The organism is Defluviimonas aquaemixtae, from assembly GCF_900302475.1.
In the GTDB taxonomy this organism is placed as follows: domain Bacteria; phylum Pseudomonadota; class Alphaproteobacteria; order Rhodobacterales; family Rhodobacteraceae; genus Albidovulum; species Albidovulum aquaemixtae.
On the sequence record NZ_OMOQ01000003.1, the window covers coordinates 443,338 to 468,946 of the forward strand.

The 25,609-nt window shown below is 65.7% G+C and carries 28 protein-coding genes and 1 tRNA gene; 18 read left to right on the forward strand and 11 right to left on the reverse strand.

Features of this window, described 5'->3' with window-relative positions:
• Positions 1 to 2: 2 nt before the first annotated feature.
• Both rsfS and DEA8626_RS17255 read right to left on the reverse strand, forming a co-directional pair.
• Positions 3 to 374, reverse strand: coding sequence for a ribosome silencing factor (rsfS, locus tag DEA8626_RS17250; RefSeq protein ID WP_108854449.1), 372 nt, complete (start codon positions 372 to 374; stop codon positions 3 to 5).
• A 212-nt stretch (positions 375 to 586) separates the two neighbouring features.
• Positions 587 to 1,912 (reverse strand): mechanosensitive ion channel family protein, encoded by a 1,326-nt coding sequence (locus tag DEA8626_RS17255; protein ID WP_108854450.1) that lies wholly within the window; start codon positions 1,910 to 1,912, stop codon positions 587 to 589.
• Positions 1,913 to 2,058: 146 nt separating this feature from the next.
• Between DEA8626_RS17255 and DEA8626_RS17260 the strand changes: the two genes are divergently transcribed.
• The 7 genes from DEA8626_RS17260 (at position 2,059) to DEA8626_RS17295 (ending at position 8,242) form a co-directional block, all read left to right on the forward strand.
• Complete coding sequence (locus tag DEA8626_RS17260; protein ID WP_108854451.1) at positions 2,059 to 2,484, forward strand: lipocalin-like domain-containing protein; 426 nt, start codon at positions 2,059 to 2,061, stop codon at positions 2,482 to 2,484.
• A gap of 212 nt (positions 2,485 to 2,696) precedes the next feature.
• Complete coding sequence (gene leuC, locus DEA8626_RS17270) at positions 2,697 to 4,100, forward strand: 3-isopropylmalate dehydratase large subunit (RefSeq protein WP_108854453.1); 1,404 nt, start codon at positions 2,697 to 2,699, stop codon at positions 4,098 to 4,100.
• A gap of 137 nt (positions 4,101 to 4,237) precedes the next feature.
• Positions 4,238 to 4,723 carry a patatin-like phospholipase family protein gene (locus DEA8626_RS17275; protein ID WP_108854454.1) on the forward strand — a complete coding sequence of 162 codons (486 nt, stop codon included), beginning with the start codon at positions 4,238 to 4,240 and terminating at the stop codon, positions 4,721 to 4,723.
• Between the two features lie 6 nt (positions 4,724 to 4,729).
• Entirely contained in the window at positions 4,730 to 5,356 is a 627-nt protein-coding gene (locus DEA8626_RS17280; protein ID WP_108854455.1) for a patatin-like phospholipase family protein, read from the forward strand.
• Positions 5,357 to 5,426: 70 nt separating this feature from the next.
• A complete protein-coding gene (gene leuD, locus DEA8626_RS17285; RefSeq protein ID WP_108854456.1) occupies positions 5,427 to 6,032 on the forward strand; it encodes a 3-isopropylmalate dehydratase small subunit in 606 nt (201 codons plus the stop codon).
• A gap of 276 nt (positions 6,033 to 6,308) precedes the next feature.
• Positions 6,309 to 7,145: a hypothetical protein gene (locus DEA8626_RS17290; protein ID WP_245890901.1), complete on the forward strand. Its 837-nt coding sequence runs from the start codon at positions 6,309 to 6,311 to the stop codon at positions 7,143 to 7,145.
• 50 nt (positions 7,146 to 7,195) lie between these two features.
• Positions 7,196 to 8,242 (forward strand): endonuclease/exonuclease/phosphatase family protein, encoded by a 1,047-nt coding sequence (locus tag DEA8626_RS17295; RefSeq protein ID WP_245890902.1) that lies wholly within the window; start codon positions 7,196 to 7,198, stop codon positions 8,240 to 8,242.
• Here the strand turns inward: DEA8626_RS17295 and DEA8626_RS17300 are convergent.
• Positions 8,201 to 9,094, reverse strand: a complete 894-nt coding sequence (locus DEA8626_RS17300) for a Rossmann-fold NAD(P)-binding domain-containing protein (RefSeq protein ID WP_108854682.1) — start codon at positions 9,092 to 9,094, stop codon at positions 8,201 to 8,203. The two genes, DEA8626_RS17295 and DEA8626_RS17300, sit on opposite strands and share 42 nt — an antisense overlap.
• Before the next feature lie 167 nt (positions 9,095 to 9,261).
• On the opposite strand from DEA8626_RS17300, the gene leuB reads away from it, so the two are divergent.
• Complete coding sequence (leuB, locus tag DEA8626_RS17305; protein WP_108854458.1) at positions 9,262 to 10,368, forward strand: 3-isopropylmalate dehydrogenase; 1,107 nt, start codon at positions 9,262 to 9,264, stop codon at positions 10,366 to 10,368.
• 24 nt (positions 10,369 to 10,392) lie between these two features.
• Here the strand turns inward: leuB and DEA8626_RS21820 are convergent, their stop codons facing one another.
• Positions 10,393 to 11,553, reverse strand: a complete 1,161-nt coding sequence (locus tag DEA8626_RS21820) for a Na/Pi symporter (RefSeq protein ID WP_108854459.1) — start codon at positions 11,551 to 11,553, stop codon at positions 10,393 to 10,395.
• 91 nt (positions 11,554 to 11,644) lie between these two features.
• Here DEA8626_RS21820 and DEA8626_RS17315 point away from each other — a divergent pair, with 91 nt between their 5' ends.
• Positions 11,645 to 12,622 (forward strand): DMT family transporter, encoded by a 978-nt coding sequence (locus tag DEA8626_RS17315; protein WP_108854460.1) that lies wholly within the window; start codon positions 11,645 to 11,647, stop codon positions 12,620 to 12,622.
• Between the two features lie 66 nt (positions 12,623 to 12,688).
• Positions 12,689 to 12,765 (forward strand) — tRNA-Pro (locus tag DEA8626_RS17320).
• Positions 12,766 to 12,909: 144 nt separating this feature from the next.
• Here the strand turns inward: DEA8626_RS17320 and thpR are convergent.
• Positions 12,910 to 13,476 (reverse strand): RNA 2',3'-cyclic phosphodiesterase, encoded by a 567-nt coding sequence (gene thpR, locus DEA8626_RS17325; RefSeq protein WP_108854461.1) that lies wholly within the window; start codon positions 13,474 to 13,476, stop codon positions 12,910 to 12,912.
• Between the two features lie 117 nt (positions 13,477 to 13,593).
• Between thpR and DEA8626_RS17330 the strand changes: the two genes are divergently transcribed.
• From DEA8626_RS17330 to DEA8626_RS17345, 4 genes are all read left to right on the forward strand, one after another.
• Positions 13,594 to 14,778: an MFS transporter gene (locus tag DEA8626_RS17330; RefSeq protein WP_108854462.1), complete on the forward strand. Its 1,185-nt coding sequence runs from the start codon at positions 13,594 to 13,596 to the stop codon at positions 14,776 to 14,778.
• Between the two features lie 45 nt (positions 14,779 to 14,823).
• Complete coding sequence (locus DEA8626_RS17335; protein WP_108854463.1) at positions 14,824 to 15,879, forward strand: glycosyltransferase family 4 protein; 1,056 nt, start codon at positions 14,824 to 14,826, stop codon at positions 15,877 to 15,879.
• Positions 15,876 to 16,496: a glycosyltransferase family 29 protein gene (locus DEA8626_RS17340; RefSeq protein ID WP_108854464.1), complete on the forward strand. Its 621-nt coding sequence runs from the start codon at positions 15,876 to 15,878 to the stop codon at positions 16,494 to 16,496. The genes DEA8626_RS17335 and DEA8626_RS17340 overlap by 4 nt, the downstream gene beginning before the upstream one ends.
• A 163-nt stretch (positions 16,497 to 16,659) precedes the next feature.
• The gene (locus DEA8626_RS17345) at positions 16,660 to 17,682 is read left to right on the forward strand and encodes an aspartate-semialdehyde dehydrogenase (RefSeq protein WP_108854465.1); all 1,023 of its coding nucleotides are present in this window, start codon (positions 16,660 to 16,662) and stop codon (positions 17,680 to 17,682) included.
• A 3-nt stretch (positions 17,683 to 17,685) separates the two neighbouring features.
• On the opposite strand, the gene DEA8626_RS17350 is transcribed toward DEA8626_RS17345, so the two are convergent.
• The 5 genes from DEA8626_RS17350 to DEA8626_RS17370 form a co-directional block, all read right to left on the reverse strand.
• Positions 17,686 to 18,204 carry a tetratricopeptide repeat protein gene (locus tag DEA8626_RS17350; protein WP_108854466.1) on the reverse strand — a complete coding sequence of 173 codons (519 nt, stop codon included), beginning with the start codon at positions 18,202 to 18,204 and terminating at the stop codon, positions 17,686 to 17,688.
• Between the two features lie 430 nt (positions 18,205 to 18,634).
• A complete protein-coding gene (locus DEA8626_RS17355; protein WP_108854467.1) occupies positions 18,635 to 19,108 on the reverse strand; it encodes a tetratricopeptide repeat protein in 474 nt (157 codons plus the stop codon).
• A gap of 86 nt (positions 19,109 to 19,194) precedes the next feature.
• Positions 19,195 to 19,506, reverse strand: coding sequence for a DUF3240 family protein (locus tag DEA8626_RS17360; RefSeq protein ID WP_108854468.1), 312 nt, complete (start codon positions 19,504 to 19,506; stop codon positions 19,195 to 19,197).
• Positions 19,507 to 19,508: 2 nt separating this feature from the next.
• Entirely contained in the window at positions 19,509 to 20,486 is a 978-nt protein-coding gene (locus DEA8626_RS17365) for a sodium-dependent bicarbonate transport family permease (RefSeq protein ID WP_108854469.1), read from the reverse strand.
• Between the two features lie 92 nt (positions 20,487 to 20,578).
• Positions 20,579 to 21,226 carry a carbonic anhydrase gene (locus DEA8626_RS17370; RefSeq protein ID WP_108854470.1) on the reverse strand — a complete coding sequence of 216 codons (648 nt, stop codon included), beginning with the start codon at positions 21,224 to 21,226 and terminating at the stop codon, positions 20,579 to 20,581.
• A 147-nt stretch (positions 21,227 to 21,373) separates the two neighbouring features.
• Here DEA8626_RS17370 and DEA8626_RS17375 point away from each other — a divergent pair, with 147 nt between their 5' ends.
• The 3 genes from DEA8626_RS17375 to DEA8626_RS17385 are packed head-to-tail and all read left to right on the forward strand — an operon-like array spanning position 21,374 to position 24,024.
• Complete coding sequence (locus tag DEA8626_RS17375) at positions 21,374 to 21,754, forward strand: hypothetical protein (protein ID WP_108854471.1); 381 nt, start codon at positions 21,374 to 21,376, stop codon at positions 21,752 to 21,754.
• Between the two features lie 60 nt (positions 21,755 to 21,814).
• Positions 21,815 to 23,200, forward strand: a complete 1,386-nt coding sequence (locus DEA8626_RS17380) for a leucyl aminopeptidase family protein (RefSeq protein ID WP_108854472.1) — start codon at positions 21,815 to 21,817, stop codon at positions 23,198 to 23,200.
• Complete coding sequence (locus tag DEA8626_RS17385; protein WP_108854473.1) at positions 23,197 to 24,024, forward strand: C40 family peptidase; 828 nt, start codon at positions 23,197 to 23,199, stop codon at positions 24,022 to 24,024. Before DEA8626_RS17380 ends, DEA8626_RS17385 begins: the two co-directional genes overlap by 4 nt.
• A gap of 27 nt (positions 24,025 to 24,051) precedes the next feature.
• On the opposite strand, the gene DEA8626_RS17390 is transcribed toward DEA8626_RS17385, so the two are convergent.
• On the reverse strand, positions 24,052 to 24,399 hold the full coding sequence (locus DEA8626_RS17390) for a DUF2794 domain-containing protein (RefSeq protein WP_108854683.1): 348 nt from the start codon (positions 24,397 to 24,399) through the stop codon (positions 24,052 to 24,054).
• A 551-nt stretch (positions 24,400 to 24,950) separates the two neighbouring features.
• Here DEA8626_RS17390 and DEA8626_RS17395 point away from each other — a divergent pair.
• Positions 24,951 to 25,598, forward strand: coding sequence for an ATP-dependent Clp protease proteolytic subunit (locus DEA8626_RS17395; protein WP_108854474.1), 648 nt, complete (start codon positions 24,951 to 24,953; stop codon positions 25,596 to 25,598).
• Positions 25,599 to 25,609 lie beyond the last annotated feature (11 nt).

Here is a 25,609-nt window from a genome sequence, read left to right on the forward strand (position 1 = left end):
TGTCAGACCGTCCGGGCCGACGCGCCCGCGCCCGACGGCAGCCACATCTTCTCGAGCTGGTAGAAGTCGCGCACTTCCGGGCGGAAGACATGGACGACCACGTCGGAGGCGTCGATCAGGACCCAGTCGCCCTGGTCCTTGCCCTCGATCTTGCAGATGCGCCCGAACTCCGACTTCAGCCGCTCGGTCAGCTTTTCGGCGATCGCGCTGACCTGGCGTGAGGAGCGGCCCGAGCAGATCACCATGTGATCGGCGACGGACGACCGCCCGCGTAGGTCAATAACCACCACGTCCTCGGCTTTGTCGTCTTCGAGAGAGGATAGGATCCGCGCGAGCAACTCGTCGCTGGAAACCTGGTCGGGCTTCGCCGTCATCGGCACCGGCCCTGCGGCCCGGGAATTGGCCGCCTTTGCGTTGTGAAACAGGACATTGTCCTCCTGGGTTGCGCGCCGACCTTCACCCCGGCGCCGGGCGTACCCTTAAGGTAACATCGCGATTGTAAAATCTCAATGTAGCGGAAATGGGGCCGGCTCGCGGCGTTCCGCCTGCCGCCGGGGAGGCCGGCACGGCGATTTGCCGCCCGGCCCTACCCGCCCTTTGCCGTCTCGAGAACCGAGCCGGGAAGCATCTTGACCTCGCGCTGCGGGAAGGGGATCGAGATCCCGTGTTCCTGGAACGCGTCCCAGAGCGCCAGATAGACGTTGCCGCGGATATTGGTCAGCCCCTCGGTCGGGTCGCGGATCCAGAAGCGCAGGATGTAGTCGACCGAACTGTCGCCGAAGCCGGTGATGTGGCAGACCGGGGCCTTGAAGCTCAGGACCCGGTTGACGCTCTGCGCCGCCTCGATCGCGATCTTCCTGACCTTGTGGGGATCGTCGCCATAGGCGGTGCCGAAGAAGATGTCGAGCCGCACGAATTCGTTCGAGTGCGACCAGTTCACCACCTGGCCGGTGATCAGGTCCTCGTTCGGGATGAGATATTCCTTGCCGTCCCGCGTGACGACTGAGACGTAGCGGGCGCCCAGCGCCTCGATCCAGCCGAACGTATCGCCGAGCGAGATCACGTCGCCCGGCTTGATCGACTTGTCGAGGAGAATGATGACTCCCGAGACGAGGTTCGACACGACCTTCTGCAGGCCGAAGCCGAGGCCGACGCCGATGGCGCCGGAGAGCACCGCAAGCCCCGTCAGGTCGAAGCCCACCGCCTTCAGCCCGATGAAGAAGGCAGCCGAATAAAGCACGATCTGCAGGAACTTGACCGTCAGCACCCGCATCGAGGGGCTGATGTCCTGGTTCGTGCTGATCCGGCGCGACGCGGTCTGCGACAGCAGCCGCGCGCCGAAGAAGAGAAGCCCGGTGACGATGATCGCCTTGAGGATCGCCAGAAGCGTCAGCCGGAAGTCGCCGAACTCTATCGCGACGCCGTCGAGGAAGGCCGTCGTCTCGTCGAGATAGCCTATGTAATAGAGCGTCGCATAGATCGTGAGGCCCCAGATCACGATGCGCCTGAGGAAGCGGTTCTTCACGAGCTGCGCGGCGAGGCGGATGAAGAACCAGGCGGTCGCGATCGTGGCGACGAGCGTCAGGAGGTAGCGCCGGGACGGAAACGTGAACATATATGCGAAGCTGCCCGACCCTGCCCAGGCGAGAAGCGCGAAGATGGCGAGCGACAAGCGGTTGCGCAGCACGACTAGCCAGCGGAGCTGCCATTTCGGCCGGCCGGAGAGCGTCCTGATCCACTCCTCGAAGCGTGGGCCGAGCCACCGCATGATCAGCCAGGCGAGCGCGGCGCAGCCGAGAAGGACCGCGACCTGGTAGAGCTGAACCGGCAGGGTCAGGAGCCCGAGATTGAGCCGGATCGTCCGCCAGAGCCCTTCCAGGGCACTCAATACGGTCTGGAGTTCGCTTTCCATGAAGCCTCGTTCGCGCGTCTGCCTCTTTGTGCCAGCAAGGCTGGCTAAGTGGCAAGGCCGCAGCGAGGCCGGTATGCTTTTCTGCAGACGGCCTCGTCCGAGCCGGGGCGCGCCGTCGCCGGACGCGAGGAGAAGGGGGCAGTGGAATGGCGGACGAAACCGCGCTGATTGGGTCGTGGCGCATGATATCGTGGACTCGAACTTCCGTCGCGAGCGGCGAGGTCTCGGACGCGCTCGGTCCCGACCCGGTGGGCTACATCGCCTACCACGCCGATGGCCGGATGATGGCGACCGTGTTCGCGCGCAAGCGCCCCCGCGTCGACGACGGACGCTTGGGCGGTCCGCAGAAAGCGGAGCTCTTCGACACCATGCTCGCCTACGTCGCCTCCTATACGCTCGAGGCGGACCGTGTGGTGCACCATGTAGAGGCGGCGTGGAATCCGGCCTGGGAGATCGACCTGTCGCGCCCCTTCACGCTCGACGGCGACCGGCTGGTGATCAGCGGTGCGCCCGGCACCGATCCCGCAACCGGCGAGGAGGTCGTCTACCGGATGGAGTTCCGCAAGGTCTGAACTGGTGCGTTTGCCACGTGAACGGACTTGCGAGACTCAGGGCGCCGGTGTATCTGCAACAGCCGATGAAGCGCATTTTCGACATGGATGACCGTGCGCGCCTGCCCTGGCGTTTTTTCGGCGCGACGCTCAGCGTGCTCGCCCGCGCCTGACATTCCGCGCGTGGCGCGACTGTCTTTGGCTTCATACCCATTCTCAACGGGAGCGGACCGATGTCCCCCAAGACCCTATATGACAAGATCTGGGACGCCCATGTCGTCGACGAACAGGACGATGGGACCTGCCTTCTCTATATCGACCGTCACCTGGTCCACGAGGTAACGTCGCCCCAGGCGTTCGAAGGGCTGCGCATGGCTGGACGCGGCGTTCGCGCCCCGGAAAAGACCATCGCGGTGCCCGACCACAACGTGCCGACGACGCTCGACCGCGAGAAGGGAATCGAGAACGAGGAAAGCCGCATCCAAGTCGAGGCGCTCGACAAGAACGCGAGGGATTTCGGCATCAACTACTACCCGGTTAACGATATCCGGCAGGGCATCGTCCACATCGTCGGACCGGAACAGGGCTGGACGCTGCCAGGCATGACAGTCGTTTGCGGTGACTCGCACACCGCGACCCACGGCGCGTTCGGGGCGCTCGCGCACGGGATCGGGACATCCGAGGTCGAGCACGTGCTCGCCACCCAGACGCTGATCCAGCGCAAGGGCAAGAACATGAAGGTCGAGATCACCGGTCGCTTACGCCCCGGCGTAACCGCCAAGGACATCACGCTCAGCGTGATCGGCGCAACCGGCACGGCGGGCGGCACGGGCTATGTCATCGAGTATTGCGGCGAGGCGATCCGCGATCTGTCGATGGAAGGCCGCATGACCGTCTGCAACATGGCGATCGAGGGCGGCGCGCGCGCGGGGCTGATCGCGCCGGACGAGGTGACGTTCGAGTATGTGAAAGGCCGGCCCCACGCGCCGAAGGGCGCGCAGTGGGAAGCCGCGATGGCCTGGTGGAAGACGCTGAGTTCCGACGACGGCGCGCACTGGGACAAGGTGGTGACGCTGAAGGGCGAGGATATCGCGCCCGTCGTGACGTGGGGCACTTCGCCAGAGGACGTTCTGCCGATCACCGGTGTCGTGCCCGCGCCGGAGGATTTCAAAGGCGGCAAGGTAGAGGCGGCGGCAAGGTCGCTCGACTATATGGGACTGAAGCCCGGCACGCCCCTCAAGGACATCAAGATCGACACCGTCTTCATCGGTTCCTGCACCAACGGACGGATCGAAGATCTGCGGGCCGCCGCGGCGATCCTGAAGGGGAAAAGGGTCAAGGAGGGAATGCGCGCGATGGTTGTGCCGGGTTCCGGCCTCGTCCGGGCCCAGGCCGAGGAAGAGGGCCTCGCGCAGATCTTCATCGACGCGGGCTTCGAATGGCGGCTCGCGGGCTGTTCCATGTGCCTTGCGATGAACCCCGATCAGCTTTCGCCGGGCGAGCGCTGCGCGGCGACTTCGAACCGCAACTTCGAGGGCCGTCAGGGCCGGGGCGGACGCACCCACCTGATGAGCCCCGCAATGGCGGCGGCGGCGGCGGTCACGGGGCACCTGACCGACGTGCGGGAAATGATGTAGCTCAGATGAGCCAAGTCGTGGAGCGAATGGGGCGGCGCTGGCGTGCCGCCCTCTCGTTTCAATCGCCGGCAGCAAGCCTTGCCACACCAGCGCGACGGACATCCTTGATGCATTGATCTGCAGCAAGGAGGTGTTCAATGACGTTCCGGCTCCTGTCCTGCGACGGCGGCGGCATTCGCGGTTACATGTCCAGTCTGATCATCGAAGCCCTGAACAAGCAGACGGGCGGCAAGCTGCTGGGGAGTGCGGACGGATTTGCCGGTACCTCCACGGGTGGACTTATCACGGTCGCGCTGGCCGATGCACGAACGCAAGGGCAGGACATGCCTGACCGGATAAAGGAGATCGTCGAAATCTACCGATGTGACGCGGACAGGATATTCACCGAGAACGACCGGGGACTGTTCAGCCGGATCGAGGAAATGCTTCTGCGGCTGTTCGGACACCAGGGCGGCCCCGGCGTCCTTGAATGCCAATACACGGCAAACGGGCTGGTGTCGGTGGCGCATGATCTTGTCGGTGACCGTACCTCAGGCTCGATAGATCCCGCGCTTGTGCTGGCGGTCAATTCGGCCGCGCTGGAAGTGCCCAAAGGCCAGGTGCTGAAAGGCACGCGGGGATGAGAACTCGTGACGTTCACCAACCAGCAGGTCGACACCGGGCCTGGCAAGGGCATGGCGCATATCGCGCTGAAGGACGTGGCGCTGGCGACATCGGCGGCGCCGTCGTGTTTCCCGCCGCACCAGATCGTCGCGCAAGAGGGCGGGGCAGCGGTGAATTACGGGTTCTTCGCCGATGGCGGGACGTTTGCGAACAATCCGATCATGAATGCCATCGAGGTCGCGCTGGCCAACAACAAGATCTCCTCCAGTCACGAGACCTCGGCCATCTCAATCGGCATCGGCGACATGCCGATCGGGGTTCCTGGCACCGCGGTCGGCGATCCGCTTCAATGGGGGTTCTTCGAATGGATCGGGCTCGGCTCCAAGGCGCCCTACGCCGCGCTTCTGGAATTGTCGCTGGGTCTGTCTGCCGGCAATGACACCCGTATCGCTGGCGCCATTCTCGGACAGAACATCGTGCGGCTGAATCCAAAGCTCTCGCAATCGGTTGCGCTGGATGGGCGTACTGCCGATGATTACAAGGTGATGCTGGACGCCGTTCAGCCCTGGATCGACTACGATCCCAGCCGCGACGCAGGCAATCCCGACCTGGAGGTCTGGCGCCGCGCGCTGGCACTTGTGAACGGCTGGTGACCGCCCGACGTCTTGAACAACAGGGTTCGTAGGCGTACCACTCACCCGATCATCCAGAAAGGCCTTCGACATGGACAAGTTCACAGCCCTCACCGGGATCGCGGCGCCGATGCCTCTGGTCAATATCGACACCGACATGATCATCCCCAAGCAATTCCTGAAGACGATCAAACGGTCCGGCCTCGGCGTGAATCTCTTTGACGAGATGCGCTATGCGCAGGATGGCAAGGAGATTCCGGATTTCGTGCTGAACCAGCCCGCCTACCGGAACGCCGAGATTCTTGTCGCGGGCGATAACTTTGGTTGCGGGTCAAGCCGCGAGCACGCGCCCTGGGCGCTTCTCGATTTCGGCATCCGTTGCGTCATCTCTACGAGCTTCGCGGACATCTTCTACAACAACTGCTTCAAGAACGGCATCCTGCCTATCGTTCTACCGCAGGATGCAGTCGACGTTCTGATGGACGATGCGCGGAAAGGTGCCAATGCGCGGATGACAGTCGATCTCGAATCACAAACCGTGACGACCTCGGAAGGGCAGTCCTTCGGCTTCGACGTTGACCCGTTCCGCAAGCATTGCCTTATGAACGGGCTTGACGACATCGGGCTCACGCTCGAAAAAGTGGCCGCGATTGACACGTTCGAAACGGCCGCAGCGCAGGCGCGTCCTTGGGTTTAACCACTGTAAATCCACAAGATATCGGGCCGCCCCTTTCGGGCGGCCTTATTGTTGCGCCACTGTCGGCGGATTTTTGCTCATGAATTGATGCAAAGCCGCACCACTTCTTCCACGAAAACGCCCCATTGCCCCGCTTAACCTTAATCGAAAGTTGATGGGGAACGGGAAGTCGGCACAATTGGGGCAACAATGAGGCAGTTCGCCGCATCGGCGAGCCCAAGTTGGCCCGAGGAGCCCGACAATGTATCGGCCCCGGCCAGTTAAGGGTGTAGGGTAGTGATTTCGCAACTTACAGGGGCCATAGTGCGCGCCGCGCTCGTGATGGTGTTGATTGCAACGCCGTCGTTGATGTTGCCGGGCGTGACCACCGACACCACGCAGATCGTGGCGCTCGTGGCGATCTTCGCCGCGGCGCTGACCTTCTTCGAATACGCCTCTACCTATCCCGGCCTCGTGGAATTCCGCGACGCGCCGCCCTTTAACCGGGTGCGGTTCCTGTCGCTCTTCGTCACCGTGCTTCTCCTGTCGACGATCGTGCGCGGCGCGACCATGCCGACCACGCTGACGGTGTTCATCGAAGCGCTCGGCAATAAGCTCGGCGAAGTCATCGACGTGCCCTACAGCCCGGTCCGTCTCGTGGTGCTGATGCTGCCGGACGACATGTCGCTCAGGCATCTCCTGCTTGTCAGGACAGCTGCGGGCCTGTCCTACATGATCTCGCTCATGACGCTGATCTTCTTCATCGTCGCGATGCGCGTCATTGGCTGGCCAAGCCGGATCGGCACGTTCAACGTCTGGATCAACCTGCCGACCTTCGATCCCACGACAGGCGGCGATGTGGTCGAGCGGCTGCAGCGCGACGCGCGGTTCAACATCGCTCTCGGCTTCCTGCTGCCCTTCCTCATTCCCGCAGCCGTCAAGATCGCCGCGCTGGCTTTCTCGCCGGTGACGCTCGAAAGCCCGCAGACGCTCATCTGGACGATGACCGCCTGGGCCTTCCTGCCAGCCTCGCTCTTCATGCGCGGCATCGCGATGGGCAGGATTGCCGGCATGATCGAGGAGAAGCGTCGGCTGAACAACGCCGCCGCCGAATCCGAACTGGTGCCAGCCTGATCCGTGCGACGCTGATCGCGGCCCTGTTCGCGACCGGCGCCACGCCGGTCGTGGCCGAGACGCTCAAGATCGCCACCTTCAATGCCGAACTGTCGCGCAAAGGGCCAGGGCTCTTGTTGCGCGACATCCTGTCGGGCAAGGACCCGCAGGTCGAGGCGGCGGCGGGCGTGATCGCGCGGGCAGCGCCGGACGCCCTGCTTCTCACCGGCTTCGACTACGATCTGGATCTTGTGGCGCTGAACGCCTTTGCCCAGCGGATAGAGGCGCGTGGACTCAGCTATGACCATCTGTTCGCGTTCCGCCCCAACCGGGGCCGCGTGACCGAGGTCGATCTCGACGGCGACGGGCGGAGGGGCGGGCCGGGGGACGCGCAAGGCTGGGGTCGGTTCGCCGGCGCGGAAGGGATGGCGATCCTGTCGCGGCTGCCGGTGCTCGAGGCTGACGCCACGGACTATTCGGATCTCCTGTGGCGGGAGCTGCCCGGCAGCCTCATCGACGGGGCCGAGCTGAGCGCCGAGGCGGCGGCGGTCCAGCGCCTGTCTACGACGGGCCATTGGACGGTGCCCATCGCTCTGCCGGACGGGCAGAGTGTCACGCTCTTCGCCTGGTACGCGACGCCGCCGGTCTTCGACGGTCCGGAGGATCGGAACGGCCGCCGGAACCGCGACGAGACGGCGTTCTGGCTCAGGCTTCTGGACGGGGCGCTGCCCTATCCCGCACCCGAGCGGCCTTTCGTGATCCTCGGCGACGCAAATCTCGATCCGGTCGACGGGGACGGGCGACCCGATGGTCTGGCGGCGCTGCTGGCCGATCCGAGAGTGCAGGATCCCGCACCGGCAAGCAGGGGCGGGCGGGCCGCGTCGGTGGCGCAGGGCGGGGTCAATGCCAGGCATGGCGGCGATCCCGCCCGAGACACGGCCGACTGGCCGGACGACGATGGGCCGGGGAACCTGCGCGTGGACTACGTCCTGCCGTCCGCAGGGCTGCGGGTGACGGATTCGGGTGTCTGGTGGCCCGAACCGGGAAGCGAGGCGGCAGAGGAGGCCGAGGCGGCCTCACGCCACCGCCTGGTCTGGGTCGAGGTCGAGTTGCCCTGAAAACCGCTTCAGCACCTCTTGCAGCGGTGTGATCGGGAACTCCGGCAGGAGGCGGCGGAACTTGTCGCCGCCGAGCGCGTGCGGATGGTCGTAGAGATAACGCATCTCCTTAAGCTCGCGGGCGAGTTCCCAGAACGGCGACAAGGCATTCATGATCCACCACGGGAAACGCCTGATCCGCACGGCGTGGCCGGTCAGCTCGGTGACCGTCCGGGCGAGTTCTTCGGTGGAGAATGACAGGCCGGGGAAGGGCACGTCTTCAAAGGCGGCGAGTTCGTTCCGATTCGCGGCCAGGGCGGCAGCGGCGCGGGCCATGTCGGGTAGAAAGGCCCAGGCGTGGGTGGCACCGGGATCGCCGAATGTCGTGATCACGCCCTTGGCCGCCTTGCCGATGACGAAGCGGTCGAAAAGGCCGCCCGCCTGGTCGGGGTCGATGAAGTCGCCGCCGCGCAACACGATCGTGCGAAGACCGGTCGCCGCGGCCTCCTGGTAGCGCGCCTCCATCTCGGCGCGGATGCGGCCCTTGCGGGCGACCGGGCGGTGCGGGGTGTCTTCGTCCCAGGGCGCGGGTTCAGTCCCGAAGACATAGACATTGCCGGGGATGCACACCGTTGCTCCGGACGCCTTCGCGGCGGCGAGAACAGAGGCCGTGATCTCGGGGACCAGTCGGTCCCAGGCATGGTAGTTCGGCGGGTTGAGGCCGTTGACGATGACTTGCGCGCCTGTAGCGGCACCGGTCATCTCGGTTCCGCGCCGGTAGCATTCGACGTGCCAGCCGGCGGTGGCGAAGGCGCGCGCCGCCTGGCCTCCGAAATGGCCCGACGCGCCGAGGATGAGGGCTTTGTCTGGCATGGTGATCTCCGAACGATTAGGGTTGGACCGCGCCTCAAGCGTGAATGTGATGCCCGGCCCGCGCGACTTCAACGGCGCAGCGTCCAGGAGCCGCGCCGCCCGCTTGACCGCGCGCCGGGCATTGGCTAGGCGGGCTGGGACCGTTTCCAAGCCTTAGGAGCCTCAGCGTGGCCAATCCTTCCATCCTCATCCTGCCGGGCGACGGCATCGGCCCCGAAGTCATGGCCGAGGTCAGGAAGATCATCGACTGGTTCGGCGCGAAGCGCGGACTTACCTTCGACGTGAGCGAGGACCTGGTCGGCGGCGCGGCCTACGACAAGCACGGAACGCCCCTGACCGACGAGACGATGGAACGGGCGCAGGAGGCCGACGCGGTGCTTCTGGGCGCGGTCGGCGGCCCGAAGTACGATAAGCTGGACTTCGCGGTGAAGCCCGAGCGCGGGCTTCTCAGGCTGCGCAAGGAGATGGACCTTTACGCCAACTTGCGCCCCGCCCAGTGCTTCGATGCGCTGGCGGATTTCTCCTCGCTGAAGAAGGAGGTCGTCGCAGGCCTCGACATAATGATCGTGCGCGAGCTGACCTCGGGCGTCTATTTCGGCGAGCCGCGCGGCATTTTCACCGAAGGTAACGAGCGCGTGGGCATCAACACCCAGCGCTATACCGAAAGCGAGATCGCTCGGGTGGCACGGTCGGCCTTCGAGCTTGCAAAGCGGCGGTCGAACAAGGTCTGCTCGATGGAGAAGGCCAATGTGATGGAATCGGGCATTCTCTGGCGCGAAGTCGTGCAGAAGGTGCGTGACGAGGAATACCCGGATGTCGAACTGAGCCACATGTACGCCGACGCGGGCGCGATGCAGCTGACCCGCTGGCCGAAGCAGTTCGACGTGATCGTGACCGACAACCTGTTCGGCGATCTGCTGTCGGACCTCGCGGCGATGCTGACCGGCTCGCTCGGGATGCTGCCGTCCGCGAGCCTCGGCGCGCCGATGAAGAATGGCCGCCCCAAGGCGCTTTACGAACCCGTGCACGGGTCGGCGCCGGACATCGCGGGACAGGGCAAGGCCAATCCGATCGCCTGCATCCTGTCGTTCGCGATGGCGCTGCGCTACTCGTTCGATCAGGGCGACGAGGCCGACCGACTGGAAGCGGCGGTCGAGACGGTGCTGGCCGACGGCCTGCGCACGGCCGACCTGATGGGCCCCGAGGGCGGCAAGCCGGTCTCCACGAGCGAAATGGGCGATGCGATCGTCAAAGCGCTCGACGCGAGCGTCTGACCGTCAGTCCATCTGGGGCGCGGTTCAGGCCGCCTGCTCCGGCGGCGGTGCCTCGGCGACGACGATGAGGCGGCTGATACGGCCCATTCGCGCATGGTGCGTTGGGCTGTCGGGCGACTTCGCCGCAAACCGCAGCGCCGCGCTGAACACCTCGGCCGGGCGGCGAAGGCCGGGGTCCCTCTTTAGCACGGCGAGCCGTTCTTCCTGCCTTGCGCGGTACCACAGCCGGTGCAGGAGCGCCGCGCGCCGGATCAGCGTTGCGGACTGCCCTTCCGGAATGCGGATCTGGGTGGGGAAGTCTCCGATGTCGTCGGGATTGGCTGCCATGTGCGGGCCGAGGTCGTCGAGTGCGGCGGCGCGCCCGCGCCGGGGATGAGCAGCTCGATCAGCCGGGCGAAAGGCGTCGCCACTGGCAGCATGATGAGCGCACCGATCGTGTTGAAGAGGGTGTGGAACGCGACCAGCGCGGCAGCGGTCCGCCGCATGTCTCGCGTGCCGCCGAGCGTGGCTAGGACCGACTTGAACGTCGTGCCGATATTCATGCCGATCACCTTTGCCGCGGCCTGCGTCAGTGTGATCACGTCCGAACTCAAAAGGACGAGGGTCGCCGCGACGCCCGCGCTCGGGGACTGGATGACGTCGTGACTGCGACGCCGAGCAACAGGAGTCGGAGCCGCCCCCGACGCTGTCGGCGGGAGGTGTTTCGGGGATTATGATGTCCTGGAAACCGGCCGTGCCCGTCTGCGACCTGTCGAGACCGAGGAAGACGAGGCTGAAGCCCGCAAGCATCGTGACGAACCGAGCCCAGCGACCCCGGCCGAGCGCCGACAGGCGGCCCGAGGCGAACAGGATCGGCAGCGCGGCAGTGGCGAGGGTGAGCTTGAAGCCGAGGAGCACCACCATCCAGCCGGTCACCGTCGTGCCGACATTCGCGCCGAAGAGCACGCCCACTGCCTGCGGAAAGGTCGGCGGTCCGGCGCCCACGTAGCCGATCGTCATCAGCATAGTGGCGCTCGACGACTGGATGTCGGCGGTCGTCGCAGCCCCCGCAACGGCGTCCGTCGCCGGTGAGGTCGTCAGACGCCCGAGCGCGGCCCGGGTCTGGCGGCTCGCAAGACGGCCGAGGGCATTCGTCATCAGAAGCATGCCGATTTTGCCCGGAAGTATGAGAATGCCGCCCTGCATGCCGCCTCCGCCGCGGCGAAATACGCCCCGGCCACTTGTCAATTCCGGGCTGCCGGGCAATTAGAGGCGCGCGTCGCCGGGGAGACCGAACATGGCTGAAGTCGTCCAGAACAACATACGCGGGGTGCTTCTGGCGCTGGCGGCGATGGGCATTTTCGCGACCCATGACGTCGTCGTCAAAACGCTCGGCGCGACCTATTCCCCGGTCCAGATCGTGTTCTTCGCCGCGCTTCTGAGCTTTCCTCTCGTCTCGGTCATCCTGCTTTACGATGCGAAAGAGGCGAGCCTGCGCCCGCGCCATCCGTGGTGGGTTCTCCTGCGTACGGGCTGCACGGTGGTTACCGGCGTGTCGGCCTTCTACGCATTTTCGACGCTGCCCCTCGCGCAGGTCTACGTAATCCTGTTCGCGTCGCCCCTGTTGATCACGGTCCTCGCCATCCCGATCCTTGGCGAGACTGTGCGGTTCCGGCGCTGGGCGGCGGTGATCGTCGGGCTGATCGGCGTCCTGATCGTGATGCGGCCGGGAGAGGCGGATCTCTCGATGGGACATCTGGCGGCGCTCGCGGCGGCGATCTGCGGCGCGACGGCTTCGGTCATCGTGCGCAAGATCGGTGCCGACGAACGCTCGGTCGTGCTCTTGATGTTTCCGATGATGGGGAGTTTCCTCGCGATGGGTCTCGTGCTGCCCTTCGTGTATCGGCCGATGCCAGTAGAGCATCTGGGGCTTCTTGGCGTGATCGCGGTCTTCGGCCTGATCGGCTCGTTCCTCGTGATCCTCGCTTATCGGGCGGGCGAGGCGGTGGTCGTGGCGCCGATGCAGTACTCGCAGATACTCTGGGCGACCGGCTACGGCTACTTTCTGTTCTCCGAGCGCCTAGACCGCGCGACCGTGATCGGTGCGGCGGTGATCATCGCCTCGGGTCTCTACATCGTTTTCCGCGAAAGTCGCGCGGGCGCGTCGGAGCACCGCCCGGTGACCGAGACGCGCGGGCGCAACGAGACCGTGACCACACCGCGGTCGAGCGTGTTGCAGCGCGTCCTGCGCGGGCGGCTCAAGGCGGCAGAATGACGGCCCGCCAGCGGCGACTGCCCCCTTGCCAAACCGTGTGGGAATCGCTAACCCGCACGCCACGGTCGGAGCGTAGCGCAGCCTGGTAGCGCACCTGCTTCGGGAGCAGGGGGTCGGAGGTTCGAATCCTCTCGCTCCGACCAATTCCCGACCTTCCGAATCTTTCAGTGCCTAATTGAGCGCCCGTTTCCGGGCGCGCCATTCCTTTCGGGCCCGGCGCGGCGGGCGCCGGGCCCTCGGGCTGCTTCCGGCGGAGGCATTTTCGCAATGAAGAAGCGGTTACGGCACTACGGCGCGTCGCTCGCGCCCGACACTTCGAGCGGGTAGCGCGCAAGCTCCTCGTAGACCGGCGGTCCGGAGCCGAGCATCGAGCGGAAGAGCGAGAAATGCGCGACCGGGAAGGGCGCGAGCCGGGTGTCGGCGCGCAAGGCTAGGAAGTGGCCGAGCCGCGCGAGGTCGCTCGATGAGATGTTGCGTCGAAACCGGGCGAGCGTCACATGCGGCGCGAACCGTTCCCGCGCGAGCATCAGACCCGTGCCGTGTATCCGGTTCCGGAGACGTACGTGAAGGTCGCGGAGTGACCCGCTGCGCGCAGCCGCGATGTGAAGGATCGCCGGAGCGCGTCCGCCAAGTGTGCCGAGCCCGGCAAGCTCGAGATCGAATACGTTCGCGCGGAATTGCAGAAGCGCCTCGTGGACGCTTTCGATCACGCCCTCGGGCTCCTCGCCAAGAAACGCGAGCGTGAGGTGCAGGTTCTCGCGCGGCACGATGCGGCCGACGGGAAGCTCGGCCTGTAGATCCTCGAGCGCGTCGGCGACCGCGTCGGGCAGCGGGATGGCGAGGAAGGCGCGCATGGCGGATCAGTAGCGCAGGCGGCGGTTCGATCCAAGCGGGCCGAGTGGCTTCGATGCGGACTTGCGTGCGCATGGCTTCTGACGCAGGGTCTCGCCGTTCGAGCGAGGGGCGGGGCAATGCGGGCGGGATTGATGGTTCTGGTGGCGGGCTATGTGCTCAGCCAGTTCTACCGCGCCTTCCTCGCGGTGCTCACGCCGGTCCTTGGCGCGGAAATAGGGGCACAGCCGAGTGACCTCGCGCTGTCCTCGGGCATATGGTTCCTGGTCTTCGCGCTGATGCAGATGCCGGTCGGCGCCGCGCTCGACCGGCTCGGGCCGAGGATGACGGCGTCGGTCCTGCTCGGCCTCGGCGGGGGGGGCGGCGCGCTGGTCTTCGCTCTCGCGGACGGCCCGGTGGCGGTCCATCTCGCGATGGCGCTGATCGGGATCGGCTGCTCGCCCGTGCTCATGGCTTCCTATTACATCTTCGCGCGAATCTACCAGCCGGAGCTGTTCGGAACATTGGCCGGCGCGATGATCGGTGCGGGATCACTCGGCAACATTCTCGGCGCCGCGCCGCTCGCCTGGCTTGTCGAAGCGGTCGGCTGGCGCGAAACGCTGTTCGGGCTCGCGGTGGTCACGGCGGGCGTCGCGCTCGCGCTCTACCTCTTCGTGCGCGACCCCGACCGGCTCGAAGCGCCGAGCGGGGGGCGCGGATCGGTGCGCGATCTCTTGCGCCTCCCGGGGTTCTGGGCGCTCCTCCCACTGATGGCGGTCGCCTACGCGCCGGCGGCGGCGATAAGGGGTCTGTGGGCGGGACCATATCTCGCGGAGGTCTTCGGCGCGGACGCGCTTGCGATCGGTCGCTCAACGCTCGTTATGGCGCTCGCGATGGTTGCGGGCAGTTTCGTCTACGGGCCGCTCGACAGGGTATTCCGGACGCGGAAATGGGTGGTCGTCGCGGGCAACATGCTGGCCGCGATCTGCCTTGCCGCGCTCGCGGCTATCCCCTCCGCCGGGTTCTGGACCGCGACGGCGCTGCTTGCGGCGCTCGGGCTCTTTGGGGCGTCTTTTCCGGTCATCATGGCGCATGGAAGGGCGTTCTTTCCGCCGCATCTGATCGGGCGCGGCGTGACGTTCATGAACATGTTCGGCATCGGCGGCGCGGGGGTTCTGCAATTCGCGTCGGGCCCCTTCCACCGGACCGTCGCGTCGGGGGCGTTGGCCCCGGAGACATCGTTCAGCGCGCTCTTTCTCTTCTTCCTCGTGCCATTGCTGATCGGTGTGGCGCTCTACCTCTTCAGCCGTGCCTCCGTGGACTAGCCTTGCCCTGCCGCTTCGGCTAACCATCGGGCCGGAGGAGAGAGCATGGCCCCCGACATCGACGCCACCGAGGTGATCGCGCCGAACCTGAAGCGGCGGCTGTCGGGCGTGACGGCGACGATCGTGCGGCTGGTGCCGTTGCAGTCAAAACTGATCGGCATCGTGGCCAGCGGACCGGGTCTGCCGGACCACGTGCCGCACATTCCGCTCTCGCGGTGCTTCGTTCTGCCGCGCGACCGGGAGAGAGTGTGGCACGCCCGGCGCAATATCGAGATGCTTCTGGGGATCGTGCTTCGCGGGCTCTTCCGGCGGCGGCTGAGTCTCTTGTTCACCTCTGCCTCGCAGCGCAGACACACCGGCTATAGCCGGTGGCTGATCGGCCAGATGGATGGCTTGATCGCCACGTCGAACAAGTCTGCCGCTTATCTCGAGCGCGCGCCAGTCGTGATTCTGCACGGAATCGACACCAAGGGATTCTCACCGGCTGGGGACCGCGCGGCTGTGCGGCGGAAGCTGGGGTTGCCGGAAGACCACATGATCCTTGGTTGCTATGGCCGTATCCGGGCGCAAAAGGGCACGGATGCCTTCGTCGAGGCCGCCTTCTCTCTGCTGCCGGAACGGCCGGATGTGACTGCGCTGGTGATGGGCCGCGCGACCGAGGGGCATGAGGGGTTCCTGACCGGGCTGAAGGAGAAGGTCGCGGCGGCAGGGCTCTCTGAGCGCATCCGCTTCCTGCCCGAAGTGCCGGTGCACGCGATGGCGGACTGGTACCGCGCTCTCGATCTCTATGTCGCGCCTCAGCGCTGGGAGGGGTTCGGGCTGACGCCGATCGAGGCGATGGCATGCGGCGTGCCAGTCGTGGCGACGCGGGTCGGCGCCTTCGAGGAGATCGTCGTGCAGGGCGAGACCGGGGCGCTGGTGCCTGCCGGCGATATTCCTGCCATTGCGGCGGCGGCCGCGCCTTATCTTGACGACGCGGAGCTGCGCATGAAGGCGGGCGAGGCGTCGCTGGCGCGCGTGCGCGAGAAATTCAGTATTGAGCGCGAGGCGGCGGCTATAGTGGACGTCTATCGCCGCCTTCTGGAGGGAGAGCGCTGGTGACACGGGCCGGTTTTTATCTCGCACGGACACTCAGGCGGGAGAGGCCGCTTGTCGCAATGTCGGTGCCGCGGGCTGACCTGATGGCGCAGCTTCGGGACAAGCGCGTGGCTTTGGTCGGCAATGCGCGGTCGCTCGCAGACCGGGCCGAGGGGATCGAGATAGACGCGGCCGATCTGGTGATCCGGATCAACCGTGCACCGATGCCCGCGTCGCGTACGCATGGTAGGCGAACCGACTGGCTTGCGCTCGCCACCTCGATCGGGCCCGAGGATCTCGACCGGATCCGGCCCAAACGCATCCTTTGGATGTCGCACAAGCGCAAGCGCCTGCCTTGGCCGGTGGCGACCTCCACGGGGTTCTACCTTCATCCGGTTTCCGAGTTCACGCGCCTGCGTGCTGGGCTCCGGGCGCCGCCGACGACGGGATTGATGATGATCGACCTTCTGGCGATGAGCGGGCTCGCCTCGCTCAGGCTGCACGGCTTCGACTTTTTCTCCTCGCTGTCGCTGACCGGCTCGCGCAGCGCCGATCAGGTTCCGCACGACTTCAACGCCGAACGTGCGTTCGTGGAGGATCTGATGGTGCGCGATGCGCGGATCACTCTGGCCGGGGCGTAATCGGCACGACGCTGGAACATACGCTGCAATCGGGACGCGTCGCGCGACGGAGAGTTTGCCAGCCCGCGGCCCCCATGGCTTTTCTGCGCCGCGGCATCGGGAGGACTTTCCTTGTTCTCACCGATCGGATATGGGGCCTCGTCCATAGTGATAGGAGACCTCAATGGGCTACAAGGTGGTTGTCGCCGGCGCCACGGGGAATGTGGGCCGCGAAATGCTGAACATCCTCGCCGAACGGGAATTCCCTGTCGACGAGATCGCAGCGCTTGCCAGCCGCAAGTCGCTCGGCACTGAAGTCAGCTTTGGCGATAAGACCCTGAAAACCAAGGATATCGAGGGTTTCGACTTCACCGGATGGGACATCGCCTTGTTCGCCATCGGCTCGGACGCCACGAAGAAATACGCGCCGATCGCGGCCAAGCAGGGCTGCGTCGTGATCGACAATTCCTCGCTCTACCGCTACGACCCGGAGATCCCGCTCGTGGTGCCGGAGGTGAACCCCGAGGCCGTCGAGCGGTACAAGACCAAGAACATCATCGCAAACCCCAACTGCTCGACCGCACAGATGGTGGTCGCGCTTAAGCCCTTGCACGACCGCGCGAAGATCAAGCGCGTCGTCGTCTCGACCTATCAGTCAGTGTCGGGTGCCGGAAAGGAAGGCATCGACGAGCTTTGGGACCAAACCAAGTCGATCTACAATCCGACCGAAGAGCACCAGCCCAAGAAGTTCACCAAGCAGATCGCCTTCAACGTGATCCCGCACATTGACGTCTTCATGGAGGACGGCCAGACCAAGGAAGAGTGGAAGATGGTCGCCGAGACGAAGAAGATCGTCGATCCGAAGATCAAGATCACCGCGACCTGCGTCCGCGTGCCGGTCTTCGTCGGCCATTCCGAGGCGGTGAACATCGAGTTCGAGGATTTCCTCGACGAGGACGAGGCGCGCGACATCCTGCGCGAGGCGCCGGGCGTCATGGTCGTCGACAAGCGTGAGAACGGCGGCTACGTCACGCCAATCGAATGCGTCGGTGACTACGCGACCTTCATCAGCCGCATCCGGCAGGATTCGACCATCGAGAACGGTCTGAACCTGTGGTGCGTGTCGGACAACCTGCGCAAGGGCGCGGCGCTGAACGCGGTGCAGATCGCCGAGACGCTTGGCAATCGCTGCCTGAAGAAGGGCTGAGGGTTAGGACCCGGGCGCCTTGAGGCGCTTCGCGCCGGTCGCTGATTGGCCGGCGCGAACAAGCGCCTGTTGAAGATCGCCATGTTCCTCGCATGCGCCGCAAAGGTCGAAGAGCCGCGTCAGATTGGCTTTGGCCGCATCGTAGCGGCGCATGAGGATGAACAGTTCGCCCTGGTACTCCAGTGCGCCGAGATGGTTGGGATTCAGGTCCAGCGCCCGCGCATACGCCGCATCGGCGGCGACGTAGTTGCGCAGCCGGCGGCTGGAATAGCCCAGAAGGTTCCAGGCATCGGCGTTCCGCGGCTCGGCCTGCACCAGTGCGCTGAGTTCGCGTGTCGCGGCGTCGTAGTCGCGTTGCGCGACATAGGACTCGGCGCGCGTATAGCTCGGTGCGGCCTGGCGCGGCGTGTCATTGTGGCTGCCGCCGTAGTAGCTGCCGCCGACCGCGAGCGACGGGGCGGAGTGCAATGACGCGGCACAGGCGAGAAGCGCCACGAGGAACGGCGTGCGGCGGAGAGGCATGACAGGTCTCGCGTCGGTTCGAGGCCGACGATAGCACGGTACTGCCGCACCAGCCGGTCACGTTGCGGCGACCGGATTACACGACCGCAGGTGCGCATCAGCGCGCTCGGCTTCGGCCTGCGCCGTGTGGAAATGGCCCGACATGCGGCCGCGCTTCCATGCGAAACGGTTAGACGTATTGCCTGCTCGACAGGCGTCCGCGGGTCGGTCCCGGGCTTCCAGCGGCGAAGGCGGGAGCGGCGGCCAAAGACCTCCATCGCGCGGGTGATGGCTTCTGAATCACGGCGGTTCTGTCCCGACCCCGGATTGGCGATCACACAGATGCGTCCATAAGCGACGACCCCCGTCGGCGCGGGCCGCGGCGCCGGAGGACCGGCGACCGCGCTTGGCGATAAACTTCGATGGCCTGTCCCGGGTTCCGTGAACCGCGTCAGCTTTGCCCGGCTGCGTCGAAGGCAGCGATCAGGTCCTTATATTCATCGCAGGTCCGGCAAAGCCCGCGCAGCATGCTCAGGTTCTGCCGCGCGCGGTCGACGTCGCCGCGCTCGAGGAACAGCTCGCCCTGATACTCCAGCGCGCCCATATGCCGGGGATCGATTCTAAGCGCCGTTGCGTAGTAGCGGTCGGCTTCGTCCAGCCGGTTCATCTTTCGGCTTGCATAGCCCATCAGGTTCCAGGCATCGGCATTGCGCGGTTCAGCCTTCACTACGCCGGCGAGTATCCTGAGGGCCTGGACGTAGCTGCCGGAATCGACGGCGGCTTGGGCTTCCGCATAGTTCGGGCGAGAAGTGTTCGTCGCGCTGTCGCTGCCGCCGCTGCCGGCAGAGAGAGCGGGTAGGCAAGAGAACATCAGCGCGGCAACTGCGGCGGCCGCGAGAGATGCGCGGCGGGGAGTTTCAATCATGGCGCGGACCTCCTTCGTCAGGCCGGCCCAAGCTAGCACGCAGAAGGGCGCGCCGGCACTCACTTTGTGGCGACCGGCGCGGCGCCTCAGAACCGCTCGGCGCGGAGCACCTCGCAATCGGTGACCGAAACCACGCCGATGTGGCGTTCGACCACCGAGAAAGCCGCTTCGAGCAGCGTGTCCAGACGCTCGGGCCGGATGATGCAGACGACGGCGACCATGCCTCCCGCGGTCGAGACCTGACCCTCGCGGCTCCAGCGGCCCGAGCGGCCGGACCCGCCGCGCACCGGCAGGATGGTGAAGCCGGATACGTCCGCGGCGGTGATCGCGTCGGTCAGGCGGCGCTCGAGCGGCGCTTCGATGATGATCTCGACGCGTTTGGCCTTGTGTGTCTGCATGGTCAGCCTCCGCTGAGGCGCTCGGCCACCGTGACGTAGAGCGGGATGCCGAGCGCGAGGTTGAACGGGAAGGTGACGCCGAGCGAGAGCGTCAGGTAGATTGAGGGATTGGCCTCGGGCAGCGCCACCCGCATCGCGGCGGGCACGGCGATGTAGGAGGCCGAGGCGGCGAGCGTCATGAAAAGCGCCACGCCGCCCGCGCTGAGGCCGAGCACCATGCCCACAGGCAGCGCGAGCGCTGCGCCGACGAGCGGCATGAGAACCGCGAAGACGACGGCGCCGCCGGAGAGGACGCCGCGCGCCTGTTTCAGCCCGCGCCCCGCGACGAGTCCCATGTCCAGAAGGAAGAGGCAGAGCACCCCCTTGAACGGCGAGACGATGAAGCTCTCGATTTCGGCTAGCCCGCGCTCGCCGGTAATCGCGCCGATCACGAAAGCGCCGACGAGAAGCACGATCGAGCCATTGAGCAGGACTTCGCGCCAGAGTTCCCAGTCCATCTTCACGCCGGTTCCCGACCGCGCCGCGAGCCAGAGGGCGGCGACGATGGCGGGCGCCTCCATCGCGGCGGCGACGGCGACCATATAGCCTTCGTGGCCGATCGCGCGGCTGGTGAGGATCGCGGTCGCCGAGACGAAGGTGACGATCGAGATCGAACCGTAGTGGCCCGCGACCGCCGCCGCGTCGACCGCGGAAAGGCGCGTGAGACCGCGCAGGAGCGCGAAGGCGATGACCGGAATCACCAAGCTGAGCGCAAGGCCCGCGATGAGCGCGAACCCGAGCGTCCAGTCGAGCCCGTGCGCGGCGACGCTCGCGCCGCCCTTGAAGCCGATGGCGAAGAGAAGATAGATCGACAGCGCCTTCGCGGCGGCCTCAGGAACCGAGAGGCTCGACCGTGCGACGGCGGCGAGAAGCCCCAGCGCGAAGCTTAGGATGATGGGCGAGACGAGGTTCTGCGCCATCACGGAAAGAATGGCGTCCATGCGTCCTCCGAGTCAGGTTTTGGCGCTACATAAAGCGATCCGCCACACACGCAATGGTCCGGCCAAAATATTCCCGACCTGGGGCCGCACAGTCAGATCGGCACGAACTTGCCCGATCCGGGATCGTACTGTTCCAATCCACCCTCGCCGATATCGTTCCAAAGACCGTGAAGCGTCATCTCGCCGGCTTCGACGGCGGTGCGCAGCCAGGGGAAGGTCATTAGGTTCTCGAGGCTGACGAGCACCGCCTCTTTCTCGAGCGCACGGAGACGTTCGGCTTCGGGCAGGTCCTTCACGCGTTCGAAGCCGGGGCGCAGTATGTCCATCCAGCGGCCGACGAAGCTCGTCTTCTCCTCGAGAGCGGGCGCCTGTCCGGTGCACATGTCGTGGCAGCCCTGCACGCCGCCGCAATAGGAGTGGCCCACCACGATCATATGCGCGACTTTCAGCGTGGTGACGGCATATTCCACCGCCGCCGAGGTGCCGTGATGCTCGCCGTCCGGGTTGTGCGGCGGCACGAGACTCGCGATGTTGCGGTGGATGAAGAACTCGCCCTGATCCGCGCCGAAGATCGAGGTGACGTGGACGCGGCTGTCGCAACAGGAAATCACCATCGCGCGCGGACGCTGGCCCTCGGCTGCGAGGCGCCGGTACCAAGCGCTATTCTCGGCCCACGTCGTCGCCTTCCACCCATGGTAGCGGTGCACCAAGTAGGTCGGCAGCGGCTTTGCATGTTCCATCTTGCTCGCCTCGCGTTCAGTCCGCGCACCCCCTTACTGGCACTGCTGTTCGAATTCGAGGGATTTTTGCCTTGGCTGGCAAGATTTTCTTGAGGCGCGGCGGTCACGATGCACTGGCGCGTGGGGCGCGATGCTGGAGGGTGATGGGTGGCGAAACTTGCAGTTTTGCGCCACGAGGAAGGGGTTCGGCTGAACCCGGACTGTCTCGTGGCTTTGTATGCCGAACTGGGCGAGACGGGCGCCGAGCAGATCGTCGCGCGGGCGATGGAGGAACTGGCGGCACGGCTGAGCGAGATCCAGCGCCATGCCGACGAGCGCAATGCGGCCGGTGTCGCGCGGGCGGCGCGTCTGCTGATCAAGGTCGCGGAACAGATCGGGATGACAAGTTTCGCGAGCGTGGCCGGCGACGTGTTGACTACAAGCGCGGCGGGCGAGGCCGTCGCACAGGCGGCAACGCTCGCGCGGCTCGTCCGGATCGGGGACCGCTCTCTGACCGCGGTGTGGGACCTGCGTGACATGACGATCTGAGGGCCTTGCGGATAGCGGTTGGACCGCTAGTCTGACCCCGCAAACAGACCGGGGTCCGACATGCCGCTTTCCTTCGCCGAAGCCTCCGCCACGACCCGCCCGCTTCATCTGGTCGAGGCCGATAGCGCGGCCGGCTTTTTGGCGGGGCGCACGGCGGCCGAACGGGCGTGGCTGGATGCCGCCGGGTTCCAGGGCGCACTAGGCAAGCTCGTCCTGCTGCCGGGCGAGGGCGGCGCGCCGTCGGGCGCCGCGTTCGGCCTCGGCAACGCGGCGGACCGCGCGCGCGGGCGGTTTCACGTCGCCCGCGCCCTGGGCGAACTGCCCGAGGGTGACTGGCGGCTCGAAGGCGACGTCGCGGCGGCGGGGGCGGAGGAAAGCGCGCTCGGTTGGCTGCTCGCGCAGTATCGGTTCACGCGCTACAAGTCGGCGAAGCCCTCCGCCGCGCGGCTGGTCCCGCCCGCTGGCGTAGACGCCGACCTTATATGCGCCATCGCCGAGGGCGAGGCGCTGACGCGCGACCTGATCAACACGCCCGCCTCTGACATGGGACCCGCCGAGTTGGAGGCGGCGGCCACGGAGCTTGCAAAAGGCTTCGGCGCCGAGGCGCGCGTCATCCGGGGCGATGACCTGCTGACCGAGGGTTTTCCCATGATCCATGCGGTTGGTCGCGCCTCGGATCGGGCGCCGAGGCTCATCGACATGCGCTGGGGCACCGAGGGGCCTCGCCTGACGCTCGTCGGCAAAGGCGTGTGCTTCGACACCGGCGGGCTCGATATCAAGCCGGCGCTCTCGATGGGGCTGATGAAAAAGGACATGGGCGGGGCGGCAACAGTCCTCGGCCTCGCGCGAATGATCATGGCGCTAGGGTTGAAGCTCAGGCTGCGCATCCTGATCCCCGCGGTGGAGAACGCGGTCTCGGGCAATGCCTTCCGGCCGCAGGATGTCCTGACGAGCCGCAAAGGGCTGACGGTTGAGGTCAACAACACCGATGCCGAGGGGCGTTTGGTGCTGGCCGATGCACTCGCGTTCGCAGATGAAGAAGTTCCCGACCTGATCGTGTCGATGGCGACGCTCACAGGCGCGGCCCGGGTCGCCGTCGGCCCCGACCTCGCGCCCTTCTACTGCGATGACGAAGCCATTGCCGGAGCGATCCTCGCCGCGGGCGCGGCGGTGGCAGATCCGGTATGGCGGATGCCGTTCTGGACGCCCTACGAGGCGTTGATCGAACCCACGATAGCCGATCTCGACAATGCGCCTGCGGGGGGGATGGCGGGGTCCATCACCGCCGCGCTTTTCCTCAGGCGCTTCGTGACCGGAACCTCGCGATACGTCCATTTCGACATCTACGGCTGGCAGCCGAAGGCCGAGCCGGCGCGGCCCAAGGGCGGTGTCGGTCAAGGCGCGCGCGCGATCCTCGCTGCGCTGCCGGGGATCGTCGGCGCGTGAACGACCGGAGGATAACGCCCGCGAACGGGCGCGTGGCCCATGTCTCGCTCCAGGGCCTCGTCAAGGCTGATCGCTTCGTGGAGGGGGAGCACGCGCGGATCGCGCTGTCCGTCGCCGATATTCTAGACGCGCCAGAGGGCAAGCGCGACCGGCAGCTTTTGTTCGGCGACCGCGCGCGCATTCTCGAACGGCGGGCCGGCTGGGCGTTCCTCCAGGCGGCGAAGGACGGCTACTGTGGCTATGTTGCGGAAGAGGCGCTCGGTACCGACGGCGCGGCCACGCATTGGGTCAGTGCGCCGGCAACGCATCTTTACGAAGCGCCCGACATGAAGTCGCGCGACCTCGCGATGTTGAGCCTTGGCGCAAGGCTCACCGCCCGGGCGGAGCACGAGCGGTTCGTCGAGACCGACGACGGCCGCTTCGCGCCGCGCGTCCATCTCGGGCGCGAGGGCGAGAGAGCGGACGACCCCGCGGCGGTCGCTGAAAGCCTGATCGGAACGCCGTATCTCTGGGGCGGGAATTCCCGCTCGGGCATCGATTGTTCCGGTCTCGTTCAGGCTGCGCTTCTCGCTTGCGGGATAGCTTGTCCGGGCGACAGCGATCTGCAGGAGGAGGCGCTCGGACGTGCACTGCCCGCGGGCGCGCCGCCGGTCAGGGGTGATCTGATCTTCTGGAAGGGTCATGTCGCGATGGCAATGAGTGCTGACACGCTCATCCATGCCAACGCCCATCACATGGCAGTGCGGCTGGAAGGGATCGGCGCGGCCATTGCGCGCATCGAAGCACAGGGCGAGGGGCAGGTGCGCATCGTTAGGCGTCTTTGAACGTCGAATGGACCATTCTGCCGAAGGTCAGTTCACAGGCCGGATCAGCTGGCGTTCAAGAACGCGCAGGACGACCGGTAGCTCATGCCCGCGCTTCAGGATCCGCCCGTCCATGCCGATGACGGCATACATTCCTTGGCGGTTCCTCAGCCGCGGCCGCTTCTCGATCCGGTAGATTGGGAACTCCGCGGCGCGGCGGAAGACCGCGAACACGGCCATGTCGCGCAGAAACGACAGCGCGTAGTCGCGCCACTCGCCAGCCGCGACCATGCGACCGTAGAGCCCCAGTATCAGACCAAGTTCTGCACGGTTGAAGGAGACCTGCTCCTGCGGGTGGGGATGGGCACGGAAGGGAGGCGGTGGCTGGACCGTCATGGAAAAGATGTTATCGCCGTTTCGCGGCAAATCAAGCCTGCCCGCTTCACGCCGCGAAAACACCTCGCCACCGTCGCCTTCTGTCCGCAGCGCCGCCGCGATCATGGGCGATGCATTGCCGCAGCGACAACGCTAGGTTCCGGCGGTGCGGTCAACAGCCCCCACCCATCCGTGCCGCCGGGCCTGCGTCGCGCTCAGGCCCCGCTTCGGCGGGGCTTTTCTTATTGGTCACGTCGCATGGCCATGTCGGTCCGGTCCACATTACAGGCATGGGGGTTGGCATCTTGAGAACACCGGCTTCGGATGCTCGATGAGATTGTTCGTCAGCCGTGCGACGCCGAAGCGGCGCAGACGGACGGCTAAAGTTTCACTCATCACAGCGAAACAACAGCTCGAACCGCAATATGGCCTTATTCCCAGCCATATTTTGGGCGGCTTTTGCTGGTTATGTAGGACCGTCAAGAAAGCAGAGTTTGAGCCCGAAAACATGGCTCGACAGAGCCGTAGTCTCTTGATTTTTGGGGTACCTGTCCTGTTCGGCGGGGGAGACGATGAAAAAGCTTGTAGCCGCACTTTCAGTAGTGCTTCTCGGTACGCTCACTATCGACTGGTTTGCCGGAGAAGCGACAACGGCGATTCCGGCCATTGAAACGACCAAGGTGGACGAGGGCGACAAGCTCAAGTGCACCGGAAAACACAAGCGATTTGTGCTCGATGACAAGGTCGACTGGGGTCTAACCGGCAAAATCTTCGATACGGTCATCCCCTGCCTGGAAGGCGGCTTCTCCCAAGAGATCGTCATCAATTCACCCGGCGGCAGCCCGACGACGGCGCACGGCGTCTACGAAGCGCTTCGGATCGCAGACACACAGAACAGGCTGACCACGACCGTCTACGGCAACAGCCACTCGGCGGCCGTGTACGTGTTCCTCGCCGGCGCAACCCGGAACATCAGCTGCAGCAGCACGATGCAGATACACCCCGTCACGCTCAGGGTAGTGGCCAGTTCAAACGACAGGACTGAGCTCAACAGCTTCCCGGAACGGTGGGAGAAGACCGAAGAACGTTCGATCAACATTTTGGCCCACCGTACAAAGCTTACCAAGGACGAGGTCCGTGAACTCAAGCTGGGGCACCGCCTGCTTACGGCCGAAGACGCTCTGGGGCATGGCATCGCCACCGAGATCATCGGCTGCTGAGCCTCGTTATC